The organism is Lachnospiraceae bacterium JLR.KK002, assembly GCA_036941025.1.
GTDB lineage: Bacteria > Bacillota > Clostridia > Lachnospirales > Lachnospiraceae > Petralouisia.
Genome location: JAYMNP010000001.1, coordinates 1234346 through 1257908, shown reverse-complemented (window position 1 = coordinate 1257908; position 23563 = coordinate 1234346). Strand labels below are relative to the sequence as shown.

The following is a 23563-nucleotide window of genomic DNA, read 5'->3' as shown; positions in this document are numbered from 1 at the left end:
TCGGGAGGGTTCTTATATGGATGAAAGATTACAGCAATATGATAACAAAATGCAGAAATCTTTTGATAATCTGCTGGCGGAATTTGGCTCTGTTCGTGCAGGACGCGCCAATCCCCATGTGCTGGATAAACTGAAGGTGGATTACTATGGAACGCCTACCGGGCTTCAGCAGGTGGCAAATATTTCCGTACCGGAACCAAGAATGCTTCTGATTCAGCCCTGGGAAGCAAGTATGGTACGCGTGATAGAAAAAGCAATTCTTACGTCTGACCTTGGAATCAACCCTACCAATGACGGAAAGGTGATTCGCCTTACATTTCCGGAGCTGACAGAGGAACGGAGAAAAGAACTGGCAAAGGATATAAAGAAAAAGGGCGAGTCTGCAAAAGTTGCTGTCCGCAATATCCGAAGAGACGCTAACGATTTTCTGAAGAAACTGGGGAAATCCAGTGATATTTCCGAAGACGAAGTGAAAGAACTGGAAGAAAAGGTGCAGAAACTGACAGACAAATATGTGGCTGATATTGATAAGGCAGTAGAAGAAAAATCAAAGGAAATTCTTACAGTATAAATCCGCCTGCGAGAGAGTTCGCAGGCGAACTCTTTTTTATCTTACAGGAAAGACCTAAGATAAAAATTAAGATGCGCACTCGTGCGAACGGAAGGTGTCACTACGTGACCGTCCTAAGGCATCCCCCAGGCAAGCCTGGTACCCCTTAGGACAAATCCGCACTCGGCGCGTCAAAGTGGGCAGGCCCACTTTGTTGCCACAACTCAAGGAGGTAGCTATGGAAGTTCCACAACATGTAGCAATTATTCTGGATGGAAACGGAAGATGGGCCAGGCAGCATGGTATGCCGAGAAATTACGGACATACCCAGGGGGCCAAAAATGTGGAAACCATCTGCCGGGAAGCCTGGAATATGGGAATAAAATATCTGACTGTTTATGCTTTTTCCACGGAAAACTGGAGTCGTCCCAGGGATGAAGTCAGCGCTCTGATGAAGCTGCTGCGCAATTACATGAAAAACTGCATGAAAACCGCAGAAAAAAATCATATGCGGGTAAGAGTTATTGGAGATATTTCCAGGCTGGAGCCGGATTTACAGGAGAGTATCCGCAGGCTGGAAGAATTCTCCAAAAACCAGGATGGTCTGAATTTTCAGATTGCCATCAATTACGGCAGCCGGGACGAAATGCTGCGGGGTATGAAGCAGATGCTGTCAGACTATCGGGAAGGGAAATTTGAACTGGAGGAACTGGATGAAAAAATGTTCGAGAACTATCTGGACACCAGGGATATTCCCGCTCCGGATTTGCTGATTCGCACCAGCGGGGAATTGCGTCTGTCCAATTATCTTCTCTGGCAGCTCGCATACAGTGAACTCTATTTTACGGATGTTGCCTGGCCTGATTTTACAAAAAAGGAATTAGAAAAAGCTGTTCAGGACTATAATAAAAGAGACAGACGTTTCGGCGGAGTTGCAGAAACGGAAGCAGAAGAGGCAAAAGCAGATAAAGGAGGAGCAGAAAGTGTTTAAAACACGGTTGTTGAGTGGTATTATCCTGGTAATTGCCGCACTTGTTCTTATTACGACAGGAGGATTTGTATTGCTTTCGTGCCTGGCAGTTATTTCCGTGATTGGATTATACGAACTTTACCGGGTATTCCATATGGAAAAATCTCTGCCGGGACTGGTGGGATACGGAGCTGTGCTTCTCTGTTATCTGGATTTGGGTTTCCCCTTTTTTCCGGAATTCGGCGTATTTGTCCTGGGTCTGCTGATTCTGCTGATGGCCGTTTATGTATTCTCCTTTCCAAAATACCAGGCAAATCAGGTATTTGCCGGATTTGTCGGCGTATTTTATGTGGGAGTCATGTTATCCTGCATTTATCAGACAAGAGTGCTTCCGGCAGGCGCTTATATTGTCTGGCTGATTTTTCTCTGTTCCTGGGGATGCGATACCTGCGCCTACTGTGTGGGGGTGCTGACTGGAAAACATAAGATGGCTCCGAAACTGAGTCCCAAAAAATCCGTGGAGGGTGCAGTGGGCGGTATAGTGGGTACCATCCTCCTTACGCTCTTATATGGTACGGTATTTCAGAAGCAGATGAACCTTTCTACCGGACATATTTTTATTCTGGCCGGAATTACCGCAGCGGGCGGCGTTATTTCCATGATTGGAGACCTGGCGGCGTCCGCCATTAAGCGTAATTATGAGATTAAAGATTATGGAACACTGATTCCTGGTCACGGAGGTATTCTGGACCGTTTTGACAGCGTAATTTTTACCGCACCAGTCATTTATTATATGGCACGGTTTCTGATATCAGGATAGCCAGGCGAAAGAGGTAGGTTATGAAAAAAATTGCAATATTAGGATCCACCGGTTCCATAGGGACGCAGACCCTTGAAATTGTCCGGGAGCAGAAAGATATTCAGGTAACAGCTCTGGCCGCCGGGAAAAATATCCGGCGTCTGGAAATGCAGATTCGGAAGTTTTCTCCGGAAGTAGCCGCGCTCTGGGAGGAAGAAGACGCCCAATCCTTAAGGGAACTGGTAAAAGATCTTCCGGTCAGGATTGTATCCGGTATGGAAGGGCTTCTGGAAATAGCTGCAATGCCCGGAACGGAAATTCTGGTCACAGCCATTGTTGGAATGCTGGGAATCCGGCCAACCATTGCGGCTATTGAAGCCGGAAAAACCATTGCTCTGGCCAACAAAGAAACACTGGTAACAGCCGGTCACATTATCATGCCGCTGGCCAGAGAAAACCATGTTTCCATTCTTCCGGTAGACAGTGAGCACAGTGCCATTTTCCAGTCCATGCACGGAGAACGGGAACATGGAAATGAGATTCAGAAAATACTTCTTACCGCTTCCGGCGGACCCTTTCGGGGCAAAAAGCAAAAGGATTTGGAGAAGGTGCAGGTGGAAGATGCATTAAAGCATCCCAACTGGTCCATGGGAAAAAAGATTACCATTGACTCTGCCACCATGGTAAACAAAGGGCTGGAGGTTATGGAGGCAAAATGGCTGTTCGACGTGAAGCCGGAACAGATTCAGGTGGTGGTGCACCCCCAGAGTATTATTCATTCCATGGTGGAATATAAGGACGGTGCGGTACTGGCGCAGCTTGGCACCCCGGATATGCGTCTGCCCATTCAGTATGCATTATATTACCCGGAACGAAGGAATTTATCGGGAAAACATCTTGATTTTTACCAGCTTTCCGGACTCACTTTTGAAAAACCGGATATGGAGACCTTTCCCGGCCTGAAACTGGCTTACCAAGCCATGGAGCGGGGCGGCAATCTGCCCACCGCCTATAATGCGGCAAATGAAAAGGCCGTGGCTCTGTTTCTGGAGCGAAAAATTTCTTTTCCGGAAATTCCGGAACTCATAAGTACCTGTATGGAACAATGTAATTTTGCGGAAAATCCCTCTGTGGAAGAAATTCTTGCAACGGAAGCAGAAGCGTATGCGCTGATAGAGAGCAGGTGGTAATATGAATATTATAATCGCAATTATTATTTTCAGTATTATTATTTTATTCCATGAACTGGGCCACTTCCTGCTGGCCAAATGGAACGGTATCAAAGTCAATGAATTCTGTCTGGGCATGGGGCCCACACTGGTGGGATTCACCAGAGGAGAGACAAAATACTCTCTGAAGCTGCTGCCTTTTGGCGGCGCCTGCATGATGGAGGGAGAAGACGGAGAGAGCCAGGATGAGAAATCTTTCAACAGCAAATCCGTCTGGGCCCGAATCAGCGTGGTGGCCGCAGGACCCGTTTTTAACTTTATCATGGCATGGATTTTCGCGTTAATTGTGGTAGGAATCATAGGATATGACCGGCCGGTACTGTCCGGAGTCATGGAAGGATTTCCCGCAGAAGAAGCAGGGCTTCAGGCCGGAGACGAAATTATCTCCATGAACGGCCACCGCACCCATTTTTACCGGGAAGTCAGTCTCTATTCCGGCTTCCATCCGGGAGAAACCGTGGATTTGGTCTATGAGCGGGACGGGGAACGCCATGAAGTAACTTTGTCCCCCAAACTGGATGAGGAATCAGGCAGGGAGCTGATTGGTCTCAGCGGCCGTCCCCTGGACCGGGAAAAGGGAACGGTATTCCAGGTAATTCAGAACAGTTTTTATGAGGTGCGGTACTGGATCTGGAATACACTGGAAAGCCTTCGTATGCTGTTTACCGGAAAGGTGGGCATGAAAGATTTATCCGGCCCGGTAGGCCTTGTAAAAATAATGGGAGATACTTATGATAATAACCAGACCAGCGGCGGAACCGGGCAGGCCATTTTAAGCATGGTGAATTTCTCTATTTTCCTGTCCGCGAACCTGGGAATCATGAACCTTCTGCCCATACCGGCCCTGGACGGAGGACGACTGGTATTTCTGCTGATCGAAGCCATCCGCCGGAAGAAAATATCTCCGGAAAAAGAAGGTATGGTACACTTTGTAGGACTGATGGCACTGATGGCACTGATGATATTCGTCATGTTCAACGACATTAAAAATATTTTATAGTACGGGAATTTTTGTATTCCCTGTACTTGCCGGACGTCAGAGGAGAACTGGTTATGAAAGAGACAATTATGCGGAAACACACAAGAGAAATTACCATTGGCAATCGGATAATCGGAGGGGAAAATCCCATTCTGATTCAGTCCATGACAAATACCAGAACAGAAGATGTCAAAGGAACCATTGCACAGATTCAGCATCTTACAGCGGCCGGATGCGATATTATCCGATGTGCGGTGCCCACCATGGAGGCTGCAGAAGCTCTTGTTGAAATCAAAAAGGGAATCACCATCCCTCTGGTGGCTGACATACATTTTGATTACCGGCTGGCCATTGCCGCCATGGAGCACGGAGCCGATAAAATCCGTATCAATCCGGGAAATATCGGCTCCAGGGAACGGATTCAGGCTGTGATTGACAGGGCAAAAGAGCGAAACATCCCCATCCGTATCGGAGTCAACAGCGGTTCTCTGGAAAAAGAGCTGGTGGAAAAATACCATGGCGTGACAGCAGAAGGCCTTGTGGAAAGCGCACTGGACAAAGTACATCTGGTAGAAGACCTGGGATACGACAATCTGGTCATCAGTATCAAGTCTTCCGACGTACTGATGTGCGTCCGGGCCCATGAACTGATTGCAGAAGAAACCGATTATCCCCTTCATGTGGGAATTACCGAATCCGGCACCATAACCAGCGGAAATATCAAATCTGCACTGGGTCTGGGTCTGATCTTAAGCCAGGGAATCGGCGACACCATTCGGGTATCTCTTACCGGAGACCCGCTGGAGGAAATCAAATCTGCCAAAATTATTCTGCGTACCCTGGGACTGCAAAAAGGCGGCATTGAAGTGGTTTCCTGCCCTACCTGCGGACGGACGCAGATTGATTTGATATCACTGGCAAATCAGGTGGAAGATATGGTCAGCGATATCCCTCTGAATTTGAAAGTGGCAGTCATGGGCTGCGTGGTAAACGGACCTGGCGAGGCCAGAGAGGCAGATATCGGAATTGCCGGAGGGATTGGAGAAGGTCTTATTATCAAACATGGAGAAGTCATTAAAAAAGTAAAAGAAGAGGAGCTGCTTTTGGCTCTCCGGGATGAATTACTGCATTGGAGTGAATAAACATGAGCAAGCTGTTTTTTGATGTATTTCCGGATTTAAAGGTTCCCTCAGAAATGGAAAAACTCATGACAGAGGTGGAGGTTACAAAAGTTTCCTCCAATCGTCAGAGAGACCGGCTCCGGGTTTATCTGCTCAGCAGCAGACTGATTGGAAAATCCAATATTTACCGTCTGGAATCGGATATCCGAAAACAGCTTTTTCCCAACCATGAGCTTTCCATAAAAATCATTGAAAAATTCCGTCTTTCCGGCCAGTACAGTCCCCGAACGCTGATGGAGGTTTACCGGGAAAGTATCCTGGAAGAATTTCGCGCTTACAGCCTGCTGGAATACAATGTACTGCGTATGGCACAAACAGAATTTCCGGAAGAACAGAGGATGCGCCTTATTTTTGAGGATTCTGTGATTGCAAGACAGAAATCAGAAGAAATTGTGGAGATTCTGGAAAAAATCATCTGTGAACGCTGCGGGCTGAGCGTGGATATTCAGGTGGATTACCGGGAACCGAAAGAGAACAGGCACCTGAAAAACAGCGATATACAGATTCAAAATGAAGTAAAAAATATTCTGCGCCATGCTGCTTCGGAATCTGCGTCCGCCTCCCGCTCTCCGGACGGGGATATACCGGAAGACATACCGAATCCAAAACAGAAACCCGGCGGGCCTGCACCGGAAAAGCAATCTGCCGGAAAGAAAAAAGAAGGATTTTCCGGAAATATGCCGCCCGAAAGAAAAGGAAATTCCTATGGGAGATTTAAGAAGTCGGACAACCCTGATGTGGTATACGGACGTGACTTTGAGGATGAAATTATCGCCATCGAACAGATTATAGGCGAAATGGGCGAGGTGGTTGTCCGAGGGAAGGTGCTGAGTCTGGATACCAGAGAAATCCGGAACGAAAAAACCATTATTCTCTTTTCCATTACAGATTTTACTGATACCATTATGGTAAAAATGTTCGCCGGAAATGAGGCAGTTCCTGCTATTACCTCAGAGGTAAAAAAAGGGGCTTTCCTGAAAATCAAAGGCGTTACCACCATCGACAAATTTGACGGAGAGCTTACCATCGGCTCTGTTGTGGGAATGAAAAAAATACCGGATTTCACCTCCATCCGTATGGATACCAGCCCCCAGAAACGGGTAGAACTTCACTGCCATACAAAAATGAGCGATATGGACGGCGTTTCCGAGGTAAAAGACATTATCAGACGGGCCATGAAATGGGGCCATAAAGCCATTGCCATCACGGACCATGGCGACGTACAGTCTTTTCCGGACGCCAACCATGCTGTTTCCCCGGAAGATGATTTCAAAATACTTTATGGGGTGGAAGCCTACCTGGTGGATGATTTAAAGCAGATTGTGGAAAACCCGCAGGGCCAGAACCTGGAAGATACATACGTGGTATTTGATTTGGAAACCACGGGATTTTCCCCCATAAACAACCGGATTATCGAAATCGGCGCTGTAAAAGTGTCCGGCGGAAAAATTACGGAGCGATTTTCCACTTTCGTAAATCCCCAGGTACCCATTCCCTTTAAAATCGAAGAACTGACCGGAATCAAAGACGATATGGTATTGTCCGCCCCTGCCATAGAGGAAGTATTACCGGAATTTCTGGAATTCTGCCGGGGCGGCGTTATGGTAGCCCACAACGCCGGATTCGACATGAGTTTTATCAGTAAAAACTGTGAACGCCAGAATCTTCCCTGTGAATATACGGTCATTGACACGGTGGCGCTGGCACGGGTATTGCTGCCCCAGTTAAATCGCTTCAAACTGGATACCGTGGCAAAGGCATTAAAAATTTCTCTGGAAAATCACCACCGGGCCGTGGACGATGCAGCCTGTACTGCGGAAATTTTTGTGAAATTTGCGGCGATGCTGAAAGAACAGGGAATATCCACACTGGAAGAAGTAAACGCGCTGGGCAGTACTTCGGTGGAAAATATCAGAAAGCTCCCCAGCCACCATGCCATTATCCTGGCCACCAACGATACCGGAAGGATTAATCTGTACCGTCTGGTATCGGCAGCCCACCTGACGTATTTCCACCGGCAGCCCAGAATTCCCAAAAGTGAATTTCTCAAATACCGGGAAGGACTTCTGATAGGTTCCGCCTGTGAGGCCGGAGAATTGTATCAGGCCATACTGAGGGGGCATTCGGAAGAAGAAATCGCCAGACTGGTGCGTTTTTATGATTATCTGGAAATCCAGCCGCTGGGAAATAATGAATTTATGCTGCGGGGAGAAGACCCGGCCGTTGCTTCGGAAGAAGAATTAAAAGATATTAACCGCAGAATTGTAACGCTGGGAGAAGAATTTCACAAACCCGTGGTGGCAACCTGCGACGTACATTTTCTGGACCCGGAAGACGAAGTATACCGCCGGATTATTATGGCAGGCAAAGGATTTAAGGATGCCGACAATCAGGCGCCCCTGTATCTGCGTACCACAGAGGAAATGCTGGCGGAGTTCGATTATCTGGGCAGTGAAAAAGCCGAAGAAGTGGTCATTACCAATCCAAACCGGATTGCCGACATGTGTGAAAAGATTTCTCCGGTACGTCCGGATAAATGTCCTCCTGTTATTGAAAATTCCGACCAGATGCTCCGGGATATCTGTTACAATAAAGCTCATGAAATTTATGGGGAAGAACTTCCGCCCATTGTGCAGGAACGTCTGGAGCGTGAATTAAACTCCATTATCTCCAACGGATACGCAGTAATGTATATTATTGCCCAGAAACTGGTATGGAAATCCAATGAGGACGGTTATCTGGTGGGCTCCCGCGGTTCCGTAGGATCCTCCTTTGTGGCTACCATGGCGGGAATAACAGAGGTAAATCCCCTGGCTCCCCATTATTACTGCAAAAAATGTCATTACTGTGATTTTGAATCGGAGGAAGTCAGAACATACGCCGACGCCGGACGGGCCGGATGCGACATGCCCGACAAAAGCTGTCCGGTCTGCGGAGAACCCCTGATGAAAGAGGGGTTTGATATCCCCTTTGAGACATTTCTGGGATTTAAGGGCAATAAAGAGCCGGATATTGATTTGAATTTTTCCGGAGAGTATCAGAGTAAGGCCCATGCATACTGCGAAGTGATTTTCGGATACGGACAGACTTACCGGGCCGGAACCATCGGAACCCTGGCTGACAAAACAGCATTCGGGTATATCCGGAATTATTACGAAGAGCGGGGCGTCCGGAAACGGAACTGTGAAATCGACCGGATTGTACAGGGCTGCGTGGGGATTCGCCGCACCACCGGACAGCATCCGGGAGGGATTATCGTACTTCCTCTGGGAGAGGAAATCCATTCCTTTACCCCCATCCAGCATCCGGCAAACGATATGTCCACCGATATTGTCACCACCCATTTTGACTATCATTCCATCGACCATAACCTGCTGAAACTGGACATACTGGGACACGATGATCCTACCATGATTCGTATGCTGGAGGATCTGACCGGCATTGACGCCAGACAGATTCCCCTGGACGACAAAAATGTCATGTCCCTGTTCCAGAGCACCCAGGCTCTTGGAATTACACCGGAGGATATTGGCGGCTGCAAACTGGGCTCCCTTGGGATTCCGGAATTCGGTACGGAGTTTGTTATTCAGATGCTGATTGACACCAATCCCCAGTCCTTTTCCGATCTGGTGCGGATTTCCGGTCTGTCCCACGGAACAGATGTTTGGCTTGGAAACGCTCAGACCTTAATTCAGGAGAAAAAAGCCACCATTTCCACGGCAATCTGTACCCGTGACGATATTATGACCTACCTGATTGGTATGGGGATGGAAAGTGAACTGAGCTTTACCATTATGGAAAGCGTCCGCAAGGGCAAAGGCCTGAAACCGGAATGGGAACAGGCCATGACAGAGCACAATGTGCCGGACTGGTATATCTGGTCCTGCAAAAAAATCAAGTACATGTTCCCAAAAGCCCATGCGGCGGCCTATGTTATGATGGCATGGCGGATTGCCTACTGTAAAATTTTTTATCCGCTGGCCTATTATGCGGCATTTTTCAGTATCCGCGCCACTTCGTTCAGTTATGAGCTGATGTGCCAGGGAAAAGAAAAGCTGGAATATTTTATGGCAGATTTTGACCGCAGGAAAGAATCTCTGACCAAAAAGGAACAGGACACCGTAAAAGATATGAAAATCGTACAGGAAATGTACGCCAGAGGCTTTGAATTTCTGCCTTTGGATTTATTCTCCGCACAGGCCCATATGTTCCAGATTGTAGACGGGAAACTGATGCCGGCCCTTGACAGTATCGAGGGCCTGGGCGATAAGGCGGCGGAGGCGGTGGTGGAAGCGGCAAAAGACGGGCCTTTCCTGTCCAAAGACGATTTCCGCCAGCGCACCAAAGTATCCAAAACGGTGATTGACCTGATGGGAGACCTTGGAATTCTCGGAAACCTGCCGGAATCCAATCAATTATCACTGTTTGATGATTTATCATGAGGAGGGACCCGGCCTGCCGGGAGGAGCCCTGATGATGTAAATTTATCATGAGGAGGGAAAGTTATGACGTATGAAGAATTTTTTTCAAAAGTAAAAGAAACATTTATGGATGCAGATGTGAGCAATATTACCGAGCATCTGGCTTATCAGTTTAACATCACCGGAGAGGCAGAGGGTATATTTTATGTGGAGGTAAAAGAAGGCAAACTGTATGTGGAGCCTTATGACTACCACGACAGAGACGCCATGTTTACCTGTTCGGCGGAAAACCTGATGAAAATTGCCCAGGGAAAACTGGATCCGATTCTCGCAGTGACATTAAAGAAACTGAAAGTGGACGGAAATATCGACAAAGCCCTGAAGCTGAAAAGCCTGATTGGCGGAAAGAAGAAATAACCGGCACAGAAACATAAAAACCAGTTCAGACCAGGGAGGTATGTCAAGGAATGGGTCATGTGGGATTTTCTTATATGGGACTGATATTTCTGCTGATGCTGTTTATTCCCAATCTTATCTGGATGAAAAAAATTCCGCAGGGTTATACATCGGAACAGGAGAATAAATGTTTACTGTTTCTGGAAAGATTGAGAGAAATAATGAAGAGATAATCACGGGACTGTCATATTGTGCATAAACACAGTATTTTGCAGTTGTTTCCCTACAGAATCAGGGTGCAAAAGCACTTTTTGTGCAGCGCACCCTTTTTGACATCCTAATCCTGCTGAAAAAATGGCAGATTATTCTTTAAATTGAATATAATTTTCTGCCATTTTTGCAATCCGTGCCAGTGCATAGACTTCAATGCCCTGAGCTGTCAGTTTTTCCCGGCCGGGCTGGAAAGATTTTTCAATCAGAACCCCAAGTCCGGCAATGGTGGCATGGGACATGCGGATGAGACGGATTGCAGCGGTTGCCGCTTCGCCGTTTGCCAGAAAATCATCCACAAGAAGTACATGGTCATCGGCTGTAATATATTTTTTGGAAAGAGTCAGTTCATAATTTGTCTCCTTGGTAAAAGAAGTCACAACAGTCTGGTATAAATCCTGATTCAGAATCTTGGAAGGCTGTTTTTTCAGGATTACCATAGGAACCCCCAGGGCAAGAGACGTCATAATTGCCGGAGCAATTCCGGAACTTTCGATGGTGGCAACTTTTGTAATCCCTTTATCTTTAAAATGTTCCGCAATCTCTTTTCCCATTTCCTGCATTAATGCCGGGTCTACCTGATGATTGATAAAACTGTCTACTTTTAAAATATGTTCATTTACGGCGGTACCGTCCTGTCTGATTTTTTCTTCCAATAATTTCATAATCATTTCACCTCTGAAAATTAGTTATCTGTACATAAGTTATCATAATTTATATTGATTCTGTGAGAACTCAAGACTCTGAATATATTATAAAGGAAAAAATACCATATTACAATAAAAAGGAGAACATAACGTGAAAATCACTTTATTAGCAGTTGGAAAAATAAAAGAAAGTTTCTATCGGCAGGCCATCCAGGAATTCCAAAAGCGCCTTGCCCGGTACTGTAAACTGGAAATCATTGAGGTTGCAGACGAAAAAACACCGGAACATGCCAGCGCTGCAGAAGAAATTCAGATAAAGGAAAAAGAAGGCCAGCGTCTTATGAAGCATTTCCGGGAAGACGCCTTTATCTGTGCGCTGGCAATAGAAGGAAACATGCTGGATTCTCTGGAACTTTCGGAAAAGATAGAAAAACTGGGCGTGTCGGGAAAAAGCCATATCATATTTGTTATCGGAGGATCTCTGGGACTGTCAGAACAGATTTTGCAGAAAGCAGATTTTCTGCTGAGTTTTTCCAGGATGACCTTTCCTCACCAGCTTATGCGGGTAATTTTGCTGGAACAGATTTACCGAAGCTACCGTATTCTTGCGAAAGAGCCATATCATAAGTAAGTGCGAAAGGGAACAGAGATTCAGGCAGGAGAAAGAGAATAAAAGTTGTATTTTTAACCCCATGGGAGCAGGTGGCTTTCCATGGGGTGTTTTAGTCTAAGATGGGTATATTTTGTGCTTATAGCTTATCTGGCGGGATGTATTCTATCAGGTCGTGCAGGTCGCATTCCAGAACGTAACATAATCGTTTTAAAATATCAATATCCAGACGCTGTATTTTCCCATCCCTGTAATTCCGTAGTTGTGTTCTCTGCATTTCCGTGCGGAAAGACAACTGATTCAGGGAGATATTTTTTTCCTCTAATATTTCTGCTAAATGGATTTTTATATCGCCATAACCATCCGAACTGGCCGGGAGCTGGCGCAAGGGGTTTTCTTTTTTAGGCATTGTCCGTACCTCCGATGTCTATTATATTTTATCCACAATATTATTGTAAGATTCTGGAATATATGGTATATTTATATACGGGGTATATATATGCTCAATGCGAAGATGAAAAAGAAGTACATGAAATAAAAAAGCAAAGGAGTGTTGTCTATGTTAATGAAAGAATTGCTGGAACAGGAGAACCATCCTGTGGAATATCCCTGTGCAATTGGTACAGTCCATATTCCAAAAGAGAGAAATATTTATAACGTCTTGCGGAAGAAGTATTACCGTCTGGCAGAAGAAGCGGTAAGGCAGTTTTCTTCCTTTTATAGTGACTATACGAACTGCAATGACATTCTGCAGAAAACATCATCAGATTTTCAGAAAAGTATCTGCCCGGTGATAGATGAAATGAAAAAAGAACTTATCAGCATGGAACGCTATGACTGGGATTACGATACGATTTACCAGTATGCAAATGAGAAGGGCTATCTGAATCCCTTTTATGCGGCATCCGATTCTGTCTGTGAGAAAATTATATCCGTAAATGAGGATTTGGAAGCGCAGAAACAATACCGTCAGGAGCGGAAAGATAATCGTGCCAGATGGGAAGGCGGCAGTTATGGCGGGACAGTAATAGATAATTATGCACATCAGGCCAGCCTTGGAATGAGGAACGTTGCAGAAGGCATGGGGCATAGCTTCGTGAATGCAATAGGTAATTCCTTCAGTAAGATGGCAGCTAATTCGGAATTAAAGCAGATATTTTCTGACCCGAAAACAAGGGAAACAATACAGAACGGCGTCTTTGAATCTGCTTTTGCCTTACATCATGTATTGATACATCTTATTTCAGAAACAAAGGAAGATATTGTATGGGGAGTCCCGTCAGAGAATGACATGGAAACCGCACAGCGATTACTGAATAATATAAAAAGCGGGGCAGTCCCAAAAGAGAAAACGGACCAAATCTATCAGGAAATTCTGGCATTGCATCCATACAGCCTTGATTTATTTGAAACCATGCTTGCGTCATTTGGGGATGAAAAAGGAGAGCTGGGCATACTGGCAGATTATTATGGCGTTGACCTGCAATCATCTAAGGATAATCAGGCACTCCAATATGTAAAAGACATTCAGGGAGAAACAGAAGAAGATTCTGTAATAGCAAAAGAAAAACTGATGGAATACTGCATGAATTTAAGCCTGCCAGTGACAGACGAGCTGGAATGCATGAAATATATCAATAAAAGGCTGGAAGACTTTGACCTGTTGTACCGGACGGTAGATGATATCGTCTGCACTACCAGGGATTCTGCTGATTTTGCCCGTAAAGAATTACAGGCAATACAGGATTTCTTTGAGGAAATTACTCCGCCCACATCAGAATCACTTCTTGACTATGAGGAAGATTTGCTGGAAAAGAAATCTGTGTTTGAAGAGCAGTTCTGTTCCGAGCTGAAGCCAAAATATTTAGATAAAATCAATAGATATTTAGCGGATTTTGATAAAAAATTTTGTTCCACCGGTCTATTTAAAAAAGCAGACCGGAAACAGGCGGGAAAAGACAGACTTCTGAAAGCAATGAAAAAAGCAGATACTTCTTCTTTGGAGAAAATTGAGGAAGCCTTTCAGAAGATGGAGCTGTTATTGCCAAAACTGGGATTGGGACAGGAAGATACCACGGAAGCAGTACAGTATTTGGAAAAGAAAAAAGATAAATTCTTAAACCCGAAGAGCGGCATGGATGTCATCAAAGGGTTTGGGAAGCTGTTTAAAAAATAAACTTGCAAATGGAGTGAGGAAGCATGAAAAAAGTACTTGGGATAATTGTCGCCATTATTGGAGTTATGGTGGTTCTGTGGCTTCTGTCATATGTCATTGAATTTGTATGGGAGCTATTTTGGGTAATTGTAGTATTTTCAGGGATTGCGTATGTAGTAAAAAAATTTAAGTAAATTGTTATGAAAAATATAGAGATATGAAATGAGAAGATTAAAAAAAGGATTCTGTTTTATAGTAGTATTGTCTGTTGCTTTTATATTACAGGCATGTGGCAATAAAGGAGAGAAGTATGTTGAGCAGTATATTAAGGAAGGAAAATATAATGAGGTTCACATTCTTGTAAATGAGTTCGACATAGAGAAAACAGGGAAAATGGGAGATTTGATTGCTGATGTAGATAATTATAATGATGTAGTGTCTTTGCTCCATGGACAGAGTTCAGAAAATGATTTGGAGGAAGCAAAGAGACAGATACTGGGGTTTAACGGAAGCTACAAAAAATACTCATCTTTTGAGGAAGATGTGGAAGAACTGGAAAACCGTATTGTCGAGCTGGAAAATCACAGGAATGAAATAGAGGAAATCATTCAGAAAATTCAGGACAGTTATGATAGCGGAAATTATGAATCTATGGGTAAGGTAATTACGGAGTATAAAGAAAATGAAATGCTAGTATAGCGAATATTAAATTGTTGATAGTTTAAATAGTTGCTGCTTCATCGGGATTAATTTCATCCATTTTATATGTCCAATGATAAACGATTGGATCGGCATTGATCTCATCGAAGTAGCGGTATATCCGCTCCGACAGTTCCTCCTTTGAATTGACGCGGATGCCTTTTAACATCTGCTTTGTCATTTTGCTGAAAAAGCTTTCAATCATATTCAGCCATGAAGTGTGTGTCGGGGTAAATACAAACAAAAAACGGCCTTCGGGTAACGTTGCAAGAAACTGTTGGGTTTCCTTTGAAGTATGGGCTGAGTGGTTGTCCAGTATCAGCCGTATTGTGTCACCCTCCGGGTATTTTACATCAAGAATCTTTAGAAACTCGATAAAATCAGAACTTTTGTGTGTCTGGCTGACCAATGGAATTGCCTCCCCTGTCAAAAGGTCAATACCTGCAGGCAGTGACAGCGTCCCAAGCCGCACATACTCATAATCCCGGCGGACATAACCTTTTTCCTCTGTCGGGGTATGGTCGGGATATTTGTTGGCAACAGCCTGGATGCCGGGTTTTTCATCATATGAAACAGTATGTGTCAAATGCCCGTTTTCCGGTATGATGATATTCCCATCAATGCCAAACTGCATCTCGACCTGCTTATAGACCAGGAGGACGTCATGCATCTTATTCTCAAAATCAGGGTCTTTCCGTTCAAGATAATACTTGATCCTGAATGGTTTTATATCCATCTTTTTGAGATATTTTTGGAGCCATGGTTTGGTAACTGTCTTTAAGCGTGGATAGCCGGCTTCTTCAGCATATGCCTGTATATGTCTGTGCAACGCAGCCAGTGTCCATAATTCTGCAGCATAGCCAGGGTCACAGGGTTTTTGGCAGGCTATACTGACAATCCATGCTTTTGCATCGTCAGTAATCTCAACTGGTCTGCCGGAACGCTCGTCATCAAATATGGCAAGGTTAATTCCATTGTTAAGATAACGGTCAATACAGCGCCGGACGGTATTCACACTAATGCCCAGGCCGTCTGCGATAGCCTTGTCTGTCCTGGCTTCGGATTTCCATAGCAATATTCGGGCACGGTCAACAACCTGCGCCTGGATAGTTCTGGCTTTTATCAATGATTTTAGGTAATCACGTTCTTCATCTGATATTGTAATGCTATAAGATAACGCTGGCATAATCAGCCTCCATAAATTATATTTATTAAGTCTATTATACCAGATACCGAAACTATCAACAACTTAATTTATGATATACTAGTAGCAGATACATCCATGGAACAGAGTGAGCGGTTGGAACAGTTAATCATTCAATATGAAAGTTATCAGAAAAAAGAAAGCGAAGAAGGGGCAGTCGACTTTCAACCGGAATGGGTTGGCGGCGTATCAAGTCAGACAGAACTGGAACAAAATCAACCAAAAGATTCGATTGATACGGAAATGGATATTGTGGAGTGAAACAGCCAGAGGAGGGATTTAGATATGAAGAAGGTTTTGCCTATTATCATTGTAATAGCGGTACTTTTAATCATTGGAAAAATTATAATGTCAGGAGAAGCCAGTGAGTTAGAAAAAAATATCATCAGGAGTGTGAAGCAGGGGAATTACTATGCTGCATTGGAGGACGCAGAAGATATTGAATTTAAGGGAGAAAAAATGTCCAAAAAAGTATCCAGGTTAATTGAGGATCTTAAACTTTATGGAGCCGCTCAAAAAGAAATGGAAAAATATTCTGAAATGAATTTGGGAAAAGTAAAAACTATTTTGGACGAAATGAATGGAAATTACAAAGATTATGATATATTTGAAGCTGATATAGAAAAATTAAAAGAGAAAGTAGAAACTCTGGAGGAATATGGAAACGAAGGGCTTGAAGTAGCTAAAGAAGTGGGAGCATTGATAGAGGATGGAGAGATAGAAGAAGCCAGGGGAAAAATCAATGAATATATGGCAGATGAAAGATATGAATATATGCCGGAAAGTCTGCAAAGTACATTTTATGATTATATGCTTCAGATAAATTTCAGATAAGCAGATTTTTGTAAGATATATATTATCTCTATGCATGAAATTTTATATGGGAGTGATATCCAGGTACGCAGGAATTTTTCCGACAATATAAAAAATTGGAGAGAGGTGAGAGTATGAGATGAAAATGCAGGAATTGTGGGAAGACTGCCACAACAAATTCAGAAAGCGCAAAGCCAACTGGCGGAAACTGTAAGAAAGATAAAAATGGGAAAATGAAGCCGCATGATTGGGTGAAAGTGAAGGCTTAAAGCAATGTGAAATACATATTATTACCCTGAAAACTATCAGGAAAGGGGTGATATATATGCACGCAGGAATCTTTTTAGGCGCATGTGTCATTACAGTAGGCGTACTGGTGGCACTGGAAACAGTAAACGCATAACAATATAAGAGTTTGGAAAACAGGCAGATGGCAGAAATGTTATCTGCCTTATTTTCGTGCAAAAAGGAGCATACCAATGGAAAAATTATCAACAGAATCCATGACAGTGGAGCGGAAAGGCATTTTCGATAAGAACCATAAAAAACGGTTTGAGCTGACCTTCACCTGCAAAGACAGAAAGCCGGAGAAAAGTATCTTAATCATTGGCTTAAACCCTGCCAGTACAGATGTCAGCATTTTAGACACGACCACCACATTTATCTTAAACAACTTAATCCCCATGGGATATACCACAATGACAGTCTGTAACCTTTACGCAGACCTTTTTTCGAAGCGTTTAAAGCCCTCAGAAGTGGCGAACAACACAGAGAACCGGAAATACCTTGAGGAAGTGTTAAAACGTGGTTTTGACGCTGTCCTGCTTGGATATGGTAATACGTTCCTGACAAATAAATTTGTGAAAGAAGAAAAAGAACATCTGTTAAAACTTCTGAAACCTTATAAAGAAAAAGTAGTGGACATTGTAGACAACAAAGGAGAATATGAAAGGCTCAAAGCCACACATCCACTGATGGCAGGAAGATATTTTCCCAACAGATGGAAATTACGCCCATTTGAATTTGCGGAAAAGAATACACTGAAAGAAGCCGGGAATGGAAAGCTGCCAGAAAAAGCGGGAGAAGACAGGGAGAAAAAGCTGCCGGGTAAAATAAAGAAACCGGAAAAAGAGAAAAAGGAGAAGAAACAGGATGAAAAAGACAATCCGAATCAGGACGGTGAGCCAGTGGCATTTGCTGAAGCAGATAAACAGGTATCTGGGGAAGAAACAGATACCGGAGGAAGTGATAGTGAGAATTTACTACATACTCCACGCTAAAGAGCTGGGGAAAGATGGATTCATTGTTTTATGCTTAGACAGAATAAAAGATGACTGTCTGGAAGTGGAAGACACTGTCGGGATGTACCCAAACAAAATCAGGATAGAGGAGAAAATAGACGAAATTCCAATAAGAAGCCGAAAAGGAAAGACAAAAAGCTGGTACATAACCCATGTAAAAATGAAAAGCCAGAAGATTCAGCTCATCTATACAACAAAAGGGCAGGATGATTACAGGAGGGATGGAACATGGTAAGGATTTTATTCCAGAGCTGGGAGCGTTTTTTTAATTATGTAAAGCACAAAGAAAAGACAGAGCCGGAAACAGGATGGAGCTATACTGACTGTCAGTTTCACACGGACTATCTGAAAACGGAGGAATGGGCAGGGTTTCGTAAGATACTGCCTGCCGCCGATTACGAAACATTCACCGCAAACGGAAGCACCATAGAAGTAAGGTCGTTCCAGATACAGAAAGGAACAGTCAGGATGATTTTTTATGCGGCGGGAGCGGAAGACCGGGAGGGTCGTTATCAGTGCATGGGGTATGGAATTGTGGAAGAAAGAGCCGAAACAGATGATAATGCCCATTTTGTATCAATGGCAGAAGAACAGAAAAAAGCCAGAGTATTTTATTGTATCGGTACAGAACGGGATTACTGGGACAATTACCCTGTCCTGCAGATGGAATTACCGGAACAGATATTAACCTATCTTGTTTCCCAGGTTGAGATACTGGACAGCAATTATGGGGCGGAACGTGACGTGATGGGAGGCATGGGAGGGTTCTGCACTGTGATTCCGAAAAGTGATGAAGCCGCAGAAGAAGCATACAAAGAGATTTTAAAAGAGCATTATATCCAGGAATCCATGTATGAATACCTTGATACGGTTACGGTTGACGGTACGGAATGGGTGGAAGCCTTATATTTAACAAACAATGATTACGGAATAATATTGATTTATCAGAAAGGAATCGAAGCATGATTTTAGGGTTTTTAGCAGTTGTTGGAAGTGCGGTAGCGTCCAGTGTGGTGGTAGAATCCGTGACAGCCGGAGTTGGATTGGGAATCTCCATCTATACAGCGTCGAAGTGTGTGAAGCAGGGGAGCAGGACACGGAGAAAATAGGATTGTAAAAATAAATTGTAGAAACTGTGGTGATAACGGAAGATAAAGTTATTGCCACAGTTTTGTTACATTATCATTTTTTTTAGTTTTTTGTGTAAAAACAGGGCGAAAGAAAGATATAGAAATCAAGCAGACAAGTATAGTAAAATAAATAATATGAATCATATAAGCGAGGAGAAAAATTATGGATGAGAGTAGTGAAAAAAAATCTTTTACAGCATTTTTAGAAAAAATATTGAGAAAAAAATATGGAGATGGGTTTGCAGAGGATATACCATCAAATTCTGATAGCATCAAAAATTTAAAACGTGACCTAAAAGGAAAGCTGGGAGGTTTAGGCTATAAGGATATATTGAAGAATGAGCTTTATCTACAAGGAAACAAAAAGATTTTCCCGGAATACATATTGGCTTTTTTTGAAGTGCTATTATTACTTCCATCGGGAAAAAAGAATTGTTTGGGAAGTAAAATAAAAAATGGAAGATTTGATAAGATAACCGAAGATGAGATAGAAAACTTTGCAGGGCAAATGCGGGAATCCTTTCAGTCATACGGAAAATCCATAGTTGTTGAAGGATTAGACAGTAATAGAAAAAAAGAACTGGACGATATGATTGATGAAGCCGAGGATTTGGATGAGATTGAAAACGACTGGGATAATGCTGTGGAAGAAGAATATGTTTACCGTAGATGGGAACTATTGAGCAAAGCAAATATGTATGCAGAGGAAGTTAAGGCAGCCCTGGAAAATAAGAAAAAAATTATGCTGGCAGAGAAGCGCATGGGAACAATGGTTCAGGAGAGGATAAAAGAACTACTGGATTTGCCAGAGGTTTTAAATAGAAAAATAGATATTTTGGTAGATTATAAAAGTGATATTGATGGGCTAAAAGATAATTATTTTACACTGCCATCAAATCATTTAACAACCGTACAGGAGGCAGAGAAGTCCCAGCGGTATTATTTTAGCAGCGGAGAAAAATTATTTTTGTTAGAGCAGTTTGAACTATATTTAAAGACTTATTTAGAAAACTGGGAGAAACTTTTAGAAGATTATAAAAAAGAATTTGAAACTGCTGAAGAAGAATATTTCGCCGAAAAGAGGGAGCATTTACCGAATATGTTTGAAATATTTACAAGTGTCATTTTAAATCTGTACACAAAAGAGAAAGAAACAAACAGGGATGAAAAAAGTTTATTTTAATAAAGGTAAAATATGATACTACGATATAAAAAAAGTATTGGCTCATTGGCTGATACTTTTTTTGTAAATTTTTTTTGCCAGGGGTTCAAAAAATTGAAAAAAAAGTGAACCGTGATTTTTGAAAGTCACTATGGTATTTTATAGTCGTAACGTTACAGAAGGCAGTCTTCAGGCTGTGAAAAATTGCATAGTTTATCCGGAAAGCTACGAATCGAAATCATTTAATGGAGGGAAACCTACGTGAGAAATTTTAATGAGCTTCAAAAGGAAGTAACGAAAGCATTTCAGGTACTGGTTGAACCTGGCAAATTTGCAGAGGTGAGAGTATTAAATACCAACAAAGGAACCATATCGGGGTATTATAATGATGTAGAAAAACTGATTCAGCACATTCAGCGTTATGATGGCAGTTACAATATTTATCTGACCATGAATGCTTTATGTGATGGTATCCAAGCCAGAAGCATGAACCGTTTACAAAATTATGCGAAGAGTACAACTAACGATAAAGAAATCTGTTGCCGCAGGTGGGTGTTGATTGATTTAGACCCGGAGCGTCCTGCAGGAATTTCCAGCACAGACGAAGAATTAGATTTGGCTGTAGGATTAGGGGAGAAAATCCAGAAGTATTTGACGGACAATGGATTCCCTGAACCCGTAGTGGCATTGAGCGGAAATGGATACCACTTGCTATATCCGGTTGATATGCCCAATGACGAGAGAAGCACAACACTGATAAAAAATTTTTTAAAGGCACTTGACCATAAATTTTCTACGGAAAATGTAAAAGTCGACGTAGTTAATCACAATGCAGCCAGAATAACGAAGATGTATGGCACGGTGGCCTGTAAAGGTGACAGTACGGAAGAAAGACCCCATAGGCGTTCCAGAATAATATCAGTACCGGAAGATATTACGAATGTATCAGTTGCTTTGATGGAACGTGCAGTACAGGAAAAGCAAAGTAAAGAGAAAAAAATACAAAATCAAAAATTTGGCAGCACCGGTGTTAGCAGAAAAGAAAGAAACAATGATGTTTTTTCTCTTGAAAAATGGATGAAATCCCACGAGATTTCCGTTGCGAGGACAAAGCCAATCGAAAATGGCACCTGTTACATCCTGGAATCATGCCCATGGAATCAGGAACATTCGACAGATAAGGGGGCATATATCATTCAGTTTGAGAATGGCGGGATTGCGGCTGGCTGTCACCATGACAGTTGCAAGGAAGAAAACTGGCAAACACTCTGGCGTTTGATGGAGGGAAACAGACCCGTACCCTCTGTGAAGAAAACAAATACCGAAAATCAACTCCCGGAAAAGGAGAGCCAGATAGACGTCCTTCTCAGGATGATAGAAGAACAGGGACATATCCCTTTTCGGAGCATTACAGGGGAAGCCTTTATCCAGGTTCCGCAAAAGGGGGGTTTTGTGAATTATCCCCTTAAGTCTGAACTTTACCAGATGTGGCTGAGGAACCTGTATTTTCAGACATATAAGCGTGGAAGCAGGGGCGATATGATTCAGACGGTGATTGAAACGCTTATCTCAAAGGCATTTTTTCAGGGGAAGGAATATCCCGTATATAATCGTTTCGCTTTATATGAGGGTTGTATGTACTATAATCTGGCTGATGAAGAAGCTACCGTGCTTTGTATCAACGAATCGGGGATAAATACCTGTAAAGAACCTCCTGTCAGGCTGATAAAGAGGAAAACTTTACTTCCACAGCCCATGCCGCAAAAAGGGGAATCTTTTTTAAAACTGATGAAAAAGTATTACCACTTTGCCAGTTCCGCAGACCGGATTCTCCATAATGTCATATTGGTTGTCAGGCTGATAACAGGGATTGAACAACCTATCGTTATTTACAAAGGCTCCAGAGGTTCTTCTAAAACCACTTCCATGGAAATGGATAAACGCTGTTTGGATATATCCAGCAATAATGTAACGGTAATGCCGAAAAATGAGGAAGATTTTTTGCTGCTTTTAGAATCACAGGATATTGTGTGTCTGGACAACATGGACAGTATTACCAGGGCACAGGCAAATATTTTCTGTCAGGTAGTGACGGGGGCAACAGCAGTTAAAAGGAAGAAGTATTCAGACAGTGAATTGTGTGAGATAAATATAAGGTCTACCGTCTATATGAATGGAATCCATCTGCTTTCAGACCGTTCGGACTTCCTCGACCGCTGTGTGTTTTTGAATATGAAAACCATTTCCGCAAAAGTCCGCAGAAGCAAAAAAGATGTTATGGAGGAATTTGAAGCAGAAAAGCCTTATATACTCTATGGCATGCTTGAGTGTATTTCCAGGGCTATGCAAATCCTGCCTTCGATTGAAGTAACCATAGATGACCGTCTTATCGACTTTTTAAAATGGGGATGTGCAGTATCGGAGGCATTGGGATATGGACAGGAAAAATTTCTGGAAGCATATCAGAAGAACCGTATCAGGCTGAATGCGGAACTCTTGGAAGAGGATGAAGTAGCCAGTGCAGTAATGGATTACATTGAGGAAGCCGGGGAATTTAAAGGAACAATGAGTGAATTAAGCGCAGAGATTTCCGATATGCTTTACGAAAAAGGGATATATGCAAATAATAAGATAAAGCAGCCAAACCACTTGTCAAGGCGGCTGAAAGAGCTGCAAACAGGACTTTCAAATGTGGGAATTTCTGTTGAGATTGGAAAAAAGAATGGAGCACGTTTTGTAAAAATCTGTAAAAAAGAGATGGGATAAGACCGTAAAGGCGATAAGGGCGGTAAAAACAGAAAAAAGAAAACGTGACAACTACATGAATAAAAATGGATTAAAAATTCTCTGGCAAAAGACCGTCCTTACTGTCCTGATTGTCCTGATAAGAAAATAATTATGCTTATGTATTGGAGGAATTTAAAAAGTGAAACAGTTAAAAGAAAATGAGTGGCTGGAACTGTTTATATCCATGCTTTCACAGCTTATTGTTGAATTTTATCTAAAAGAAGAGTTGTAAATAAATATCTGTGAGCCAAATGGTTTAC

The 23563-nt window shown here is 43.0% G+C and carries 23 protein-coding genes; 20 read left to right on the top strand and 3 right to left on the bottom strand.

Features of this window, described 5'->3' with window-relative positions; genetic code table 11:
- Nucleotides 1-16 precede the first annotated feature (16 nt).
- From frr to VSQ32_06080, 8 genes are all read left to right on the top strand, one after another.
- A complete protein-coding gene (frr, locus tag VSQ32_06115; protein MEH2942445.1) occupies nucleotides 17-571 on the top strand; it encodes a ribosome recycling factor in 555 nt (184 codons plus the stop codon).
- Between the two features lie 217 nt (nucleotides 572-788).
- Nucleotides 789-1541 carry an isoprenyl transferase gene (locus VSQ32_06110; protein ID MEH2942444.1) on the top strand — a complete coding sequence of 251 codons (753 nt, stop codon included), beginning with the start codon at nucleotides 789-791 and terminating at the stop codon, nucleotides 1539-1541.
- Nucleotides 1534-2340, top strand: coding sequence for a phosphatidate cytidylyltransferase (locus VSQ32_06105; GenBank protein MEH2942443.1), 807 nt, complete (start codon nucleotides 1534-1536; stop codon nucleotides 2338-2340). Before VSQ32_06110 ends, VSQ32_06105 begins: the two co-directional genes overlap by 8 nt.
- A gap of 20 nt (nucleotides 2341-2360) precedes the next feature.
- Entirely contained in the window at nucleotides 2361-3509 is a 1149-nt protein-coding gene (gene dxr / locus VSQ32_06100) for a 1-deoxy-D-xylulose-5-phosphate reductoisomerase (GenBank protein ID MEH2942442.1), read from the top strand.
- Between the two features lies 1 nt (nucleotide 3510).
- Nucleotides 3511-4548, top strand: a complete 1038-nt coding sequence (rseP, locus tag VSQ32_06095; protein MEH2942441.1) for an RIP metalloprotease RseP — start codon at nucleotides 3511-3513, stop codon at nucleotides 4546-4548.
- A 53-nt stretch (nucleotides 4549-4601) separates the two neighbouring features.
- Entirely contained in the window at nucleotides 4602-5669 is a 1068-nt protein-coding gene (ispG, locus tag VSQ32_06090; GenBank protein MEH2942440.1) for a flavodoxin-dependent (E)-4-hydroxy-3-methylbut-2-enyl-diphosphate synthase, read from the top strand.
- A 2-nt stretch (nucleotides 5670-5671) separates the two neighbouring features.
- Nucleotides 5672-10150 (top strand): PolC-type DNA polymerase III, encoded by a 4479-nt coding sequence (locus VSQ32_06085; protein MEH2942439.1) that lies wholly within the window; start codon nucleotides 5672-5674, stop codon nucleotides 10148-10150.
- A 63-nt stretch (nucleotides 10151-10213) separates the two neighbouring features.
- Nucleotides 10214-10546 carry an SCP2 sterol-binding domain-containing protein gene (locus VSQ32_06080; protein MEH2942438.1) on the top strand — a complete coding sequence of 111 codons (333 nt, stop codon included), beginning with the start codon at nucleotides 10214-10216 and terminating at the stop codon, nucleotides 10544-10546.
- A gap of 341 nt (nucleotides 10547-10887) precedes the next feature.
- Here the strand turns inward: VSQ32_06080 and VSQ32_06075 are convergent, their stop codons facing one another.
- Nucleotides 10888-11460, bottom strand: coding sequence for a xanthine phosphoribosyltransferase (locus VSQ32_06075; GenBank protein ID MEH2942437.1), 573 nt, complete (start codon nucleotides 11458-11460; stop codon nucleotides 10888-10890).
- A gap of 133 nt (nucleotides 11461-11593) precedes the next feature.
- Here VSQ32_06075 and rlmH point away from each other — a divergent pair, with 133 nt between their 5' ends.
- Nucleotides 11594-12073 (top strand): 23S rRNA (pseudouridine(1915)-N(3))-methyltransferase RlmH, encoded by a 480-nt coding sequence (gene rlmH / locus VSQ32_06070; GenBank protein ID MEH2942436.1) that lies wholly within the window; start codon nucleotides 11594-11596, stop codon nucleotides 12071-12073.
- A 118-nt stretch (nucleotides 12074-12191) separates the two neighbouring features.
- On the opposite strand, the gene VSQ32_06065 is transcribed toward rlmH, so the two are convergent.
- Nucleotides 12192-12461, bottom strand: coding sequence for a helix-turn-helix transcriptional regulator (locus VSQ32_06065; protein ID MEH2942435.1), 270 nt, complete (start codon nucleotides 12459-12461; stop codon nucleotides 12192-12194).
- Between the two features lie 150 nt (nucleotides 12462-12611).
- On the opposite strand from VSQ32_06065, the gene VSQ32_06060 reads away from it, so the two are divergent.
- Together VSQ32_06060 and VSQ32_06055 are read left to right on the top strand one after the other, a co-directional pair.
- The gene (locus tag VSQ32_06060) at nucleotides 12612-14228 is read left to right on the top strand and encodes a hypothetical protein (GenBank protein MEH2942434.1); all 1617 of its coding nucleotides are present in this window, start codon (nucleotides 12612-12614) and stop codon (nucleotides 14226-14228) included.
- Between the two features lie 201 nt (nucleotides 14229-14429).
- Complete coding sequence (locus VSQ32_06055; GenBank protein ID MEH2942433.1) at nucleotides 14430-14906, top strand: hypothetical protein; 477 nt, start codon at nucleotides 14430-14432, stop codon at nucleotides 14904-14906.
- Between the two features lie 22 nt (nucleotides 14907-14928).
- On the opposite strand, the gene VSQ32_06050 is transcribed toward VSQ32_06055, so the two are convergent.
- Nucleotides 14929-16092 (bottom strand): IS630 family transposase, encoded by a 1164-nt coding sequence (locus VSQ32_06050; GenBank protein ID MEH2942432.1) that lies wholly within the window; start codon nucleotides 16090-16092, stop codon nucleotides 14929-14931.
- Between the two features lie 96 nt (nucleotides 16093-16188).
- On the opposite strand from VSQ32_06050, the gene VSQ32_06045 reads away from it, so the two are divergent.
- The 9 genes from VSQ32_06045 (at nucleotide 16189) to VSQ32_06005 (ending at nucleotide 23282) form a co-directional block, all read left to right on the top strand.
- Nucleotides 16189-16371, top strand: a complete 183-nt coding sequence (locus tag VSQ32_06045) for a hypothetical protein (protein ID MEH2942431.1) — start codon at nucleotides 16189-16191, stop codon at nucleotides 16369-16371.
- Nucleotides 16372-16395: 24 nt separating this feature from the next.
- On the top strand, nucleotides 16396-16944 hold the full coding sequence (locus tag VSQ32_06040; GenBank protein ID MEH2942430.1) for a hypothetical protein: 549 nt from the start codon (nucleotides 16396-16398) through the stop codon (nucleotides 16942-16944).
- A 226-nt stretch (nucleotides 16945-17170) separates the two neighbouring features.
- Nucleotides 17171-17326: a hypothetical protein gene (locus VSQ32_06035; GenBank protein ID MEH2942429.1), complete on the top strand. Its 156-nt coding sequence runs from the start codon at nucleotides 17171-17173 to the stop codon at nucleotides 17324-17326.
- 76 nt (nucleotides 17327-17402) lie between these two features.
- Nucleotides 17403-18203, top strand: a complete 801-nt coding sequence (locus tag VSQ32_06030) for a DUF1643 domain-containing protein (GenBank protein MEH2942428.1) — start codon at nucleotides 17403-17405, stop codon at nucleotides 18201-18203.
- Entirely contained in the window at nucleotides 18175-18459 is a 285-nt protein-coding gene (locus tag VSQ32_06025; GenBank protein MEH2942427.1) for a hypothetical protein, read from the top strand. The genes VSQ32_06030 and VSQ32_06025 overlap by 29 nt, the downstream gene beginning before the upstream one ends.
- On the top strand, nucleotides 18453-19190 hold the full coding sequence (locus VSQ32_06020) for a hypothetical protein (GenBank protein MEH2942426.1): 738 nt from the start codon (nucleotides 18453-18455) through the stop codon (nucleotides 19188-19190). The genes VSQ32_06025 and VSQ32_06020 overlap by 7 nt, the downstream gene beginning before the upstream one ends.
- Complete coding sequence (locus VSQ32_06015; protein ID MEH2942425.1) at nucleotides 19187-19333, top strand: hypothetical protein; 147 nt, start codon at nucleotides 19187-19189, stop codon at nucleotides 19331-19333. The genes VSQ32_06020 and VSQ32_06015 overlap by 4 nt, the downstream gene beginning before the upstream one ends.
- A 184-nt stretch (nucleotides 19334-19517) precedes the next feature.
- Nucleotides 19518-20537, top strand: a complete 1020-nt coding sequence (locus VSQ32_06010; GenBank protein MEH2942424.1) for a hypothetical protein — start codon at nucleotides 19518-19520, stop codon at nucleotides 20535-20537.
- Nucleotides 20538-20777: 240 nt separating this feature from the next.
- Nucleotides 20778-23282 (top strand): hypothetical protein, encoded by a 2505-nt coding sequence (locus VSQ32_06005; protein MEH2942423.1) that lies wholly within the window; start codon nucleotides 20778-20780, stop codon nucleotides 23280-23282.
- The last annotated feature ends 281 nt before the right edge of the window (nucleotides 23283-23563 follow it).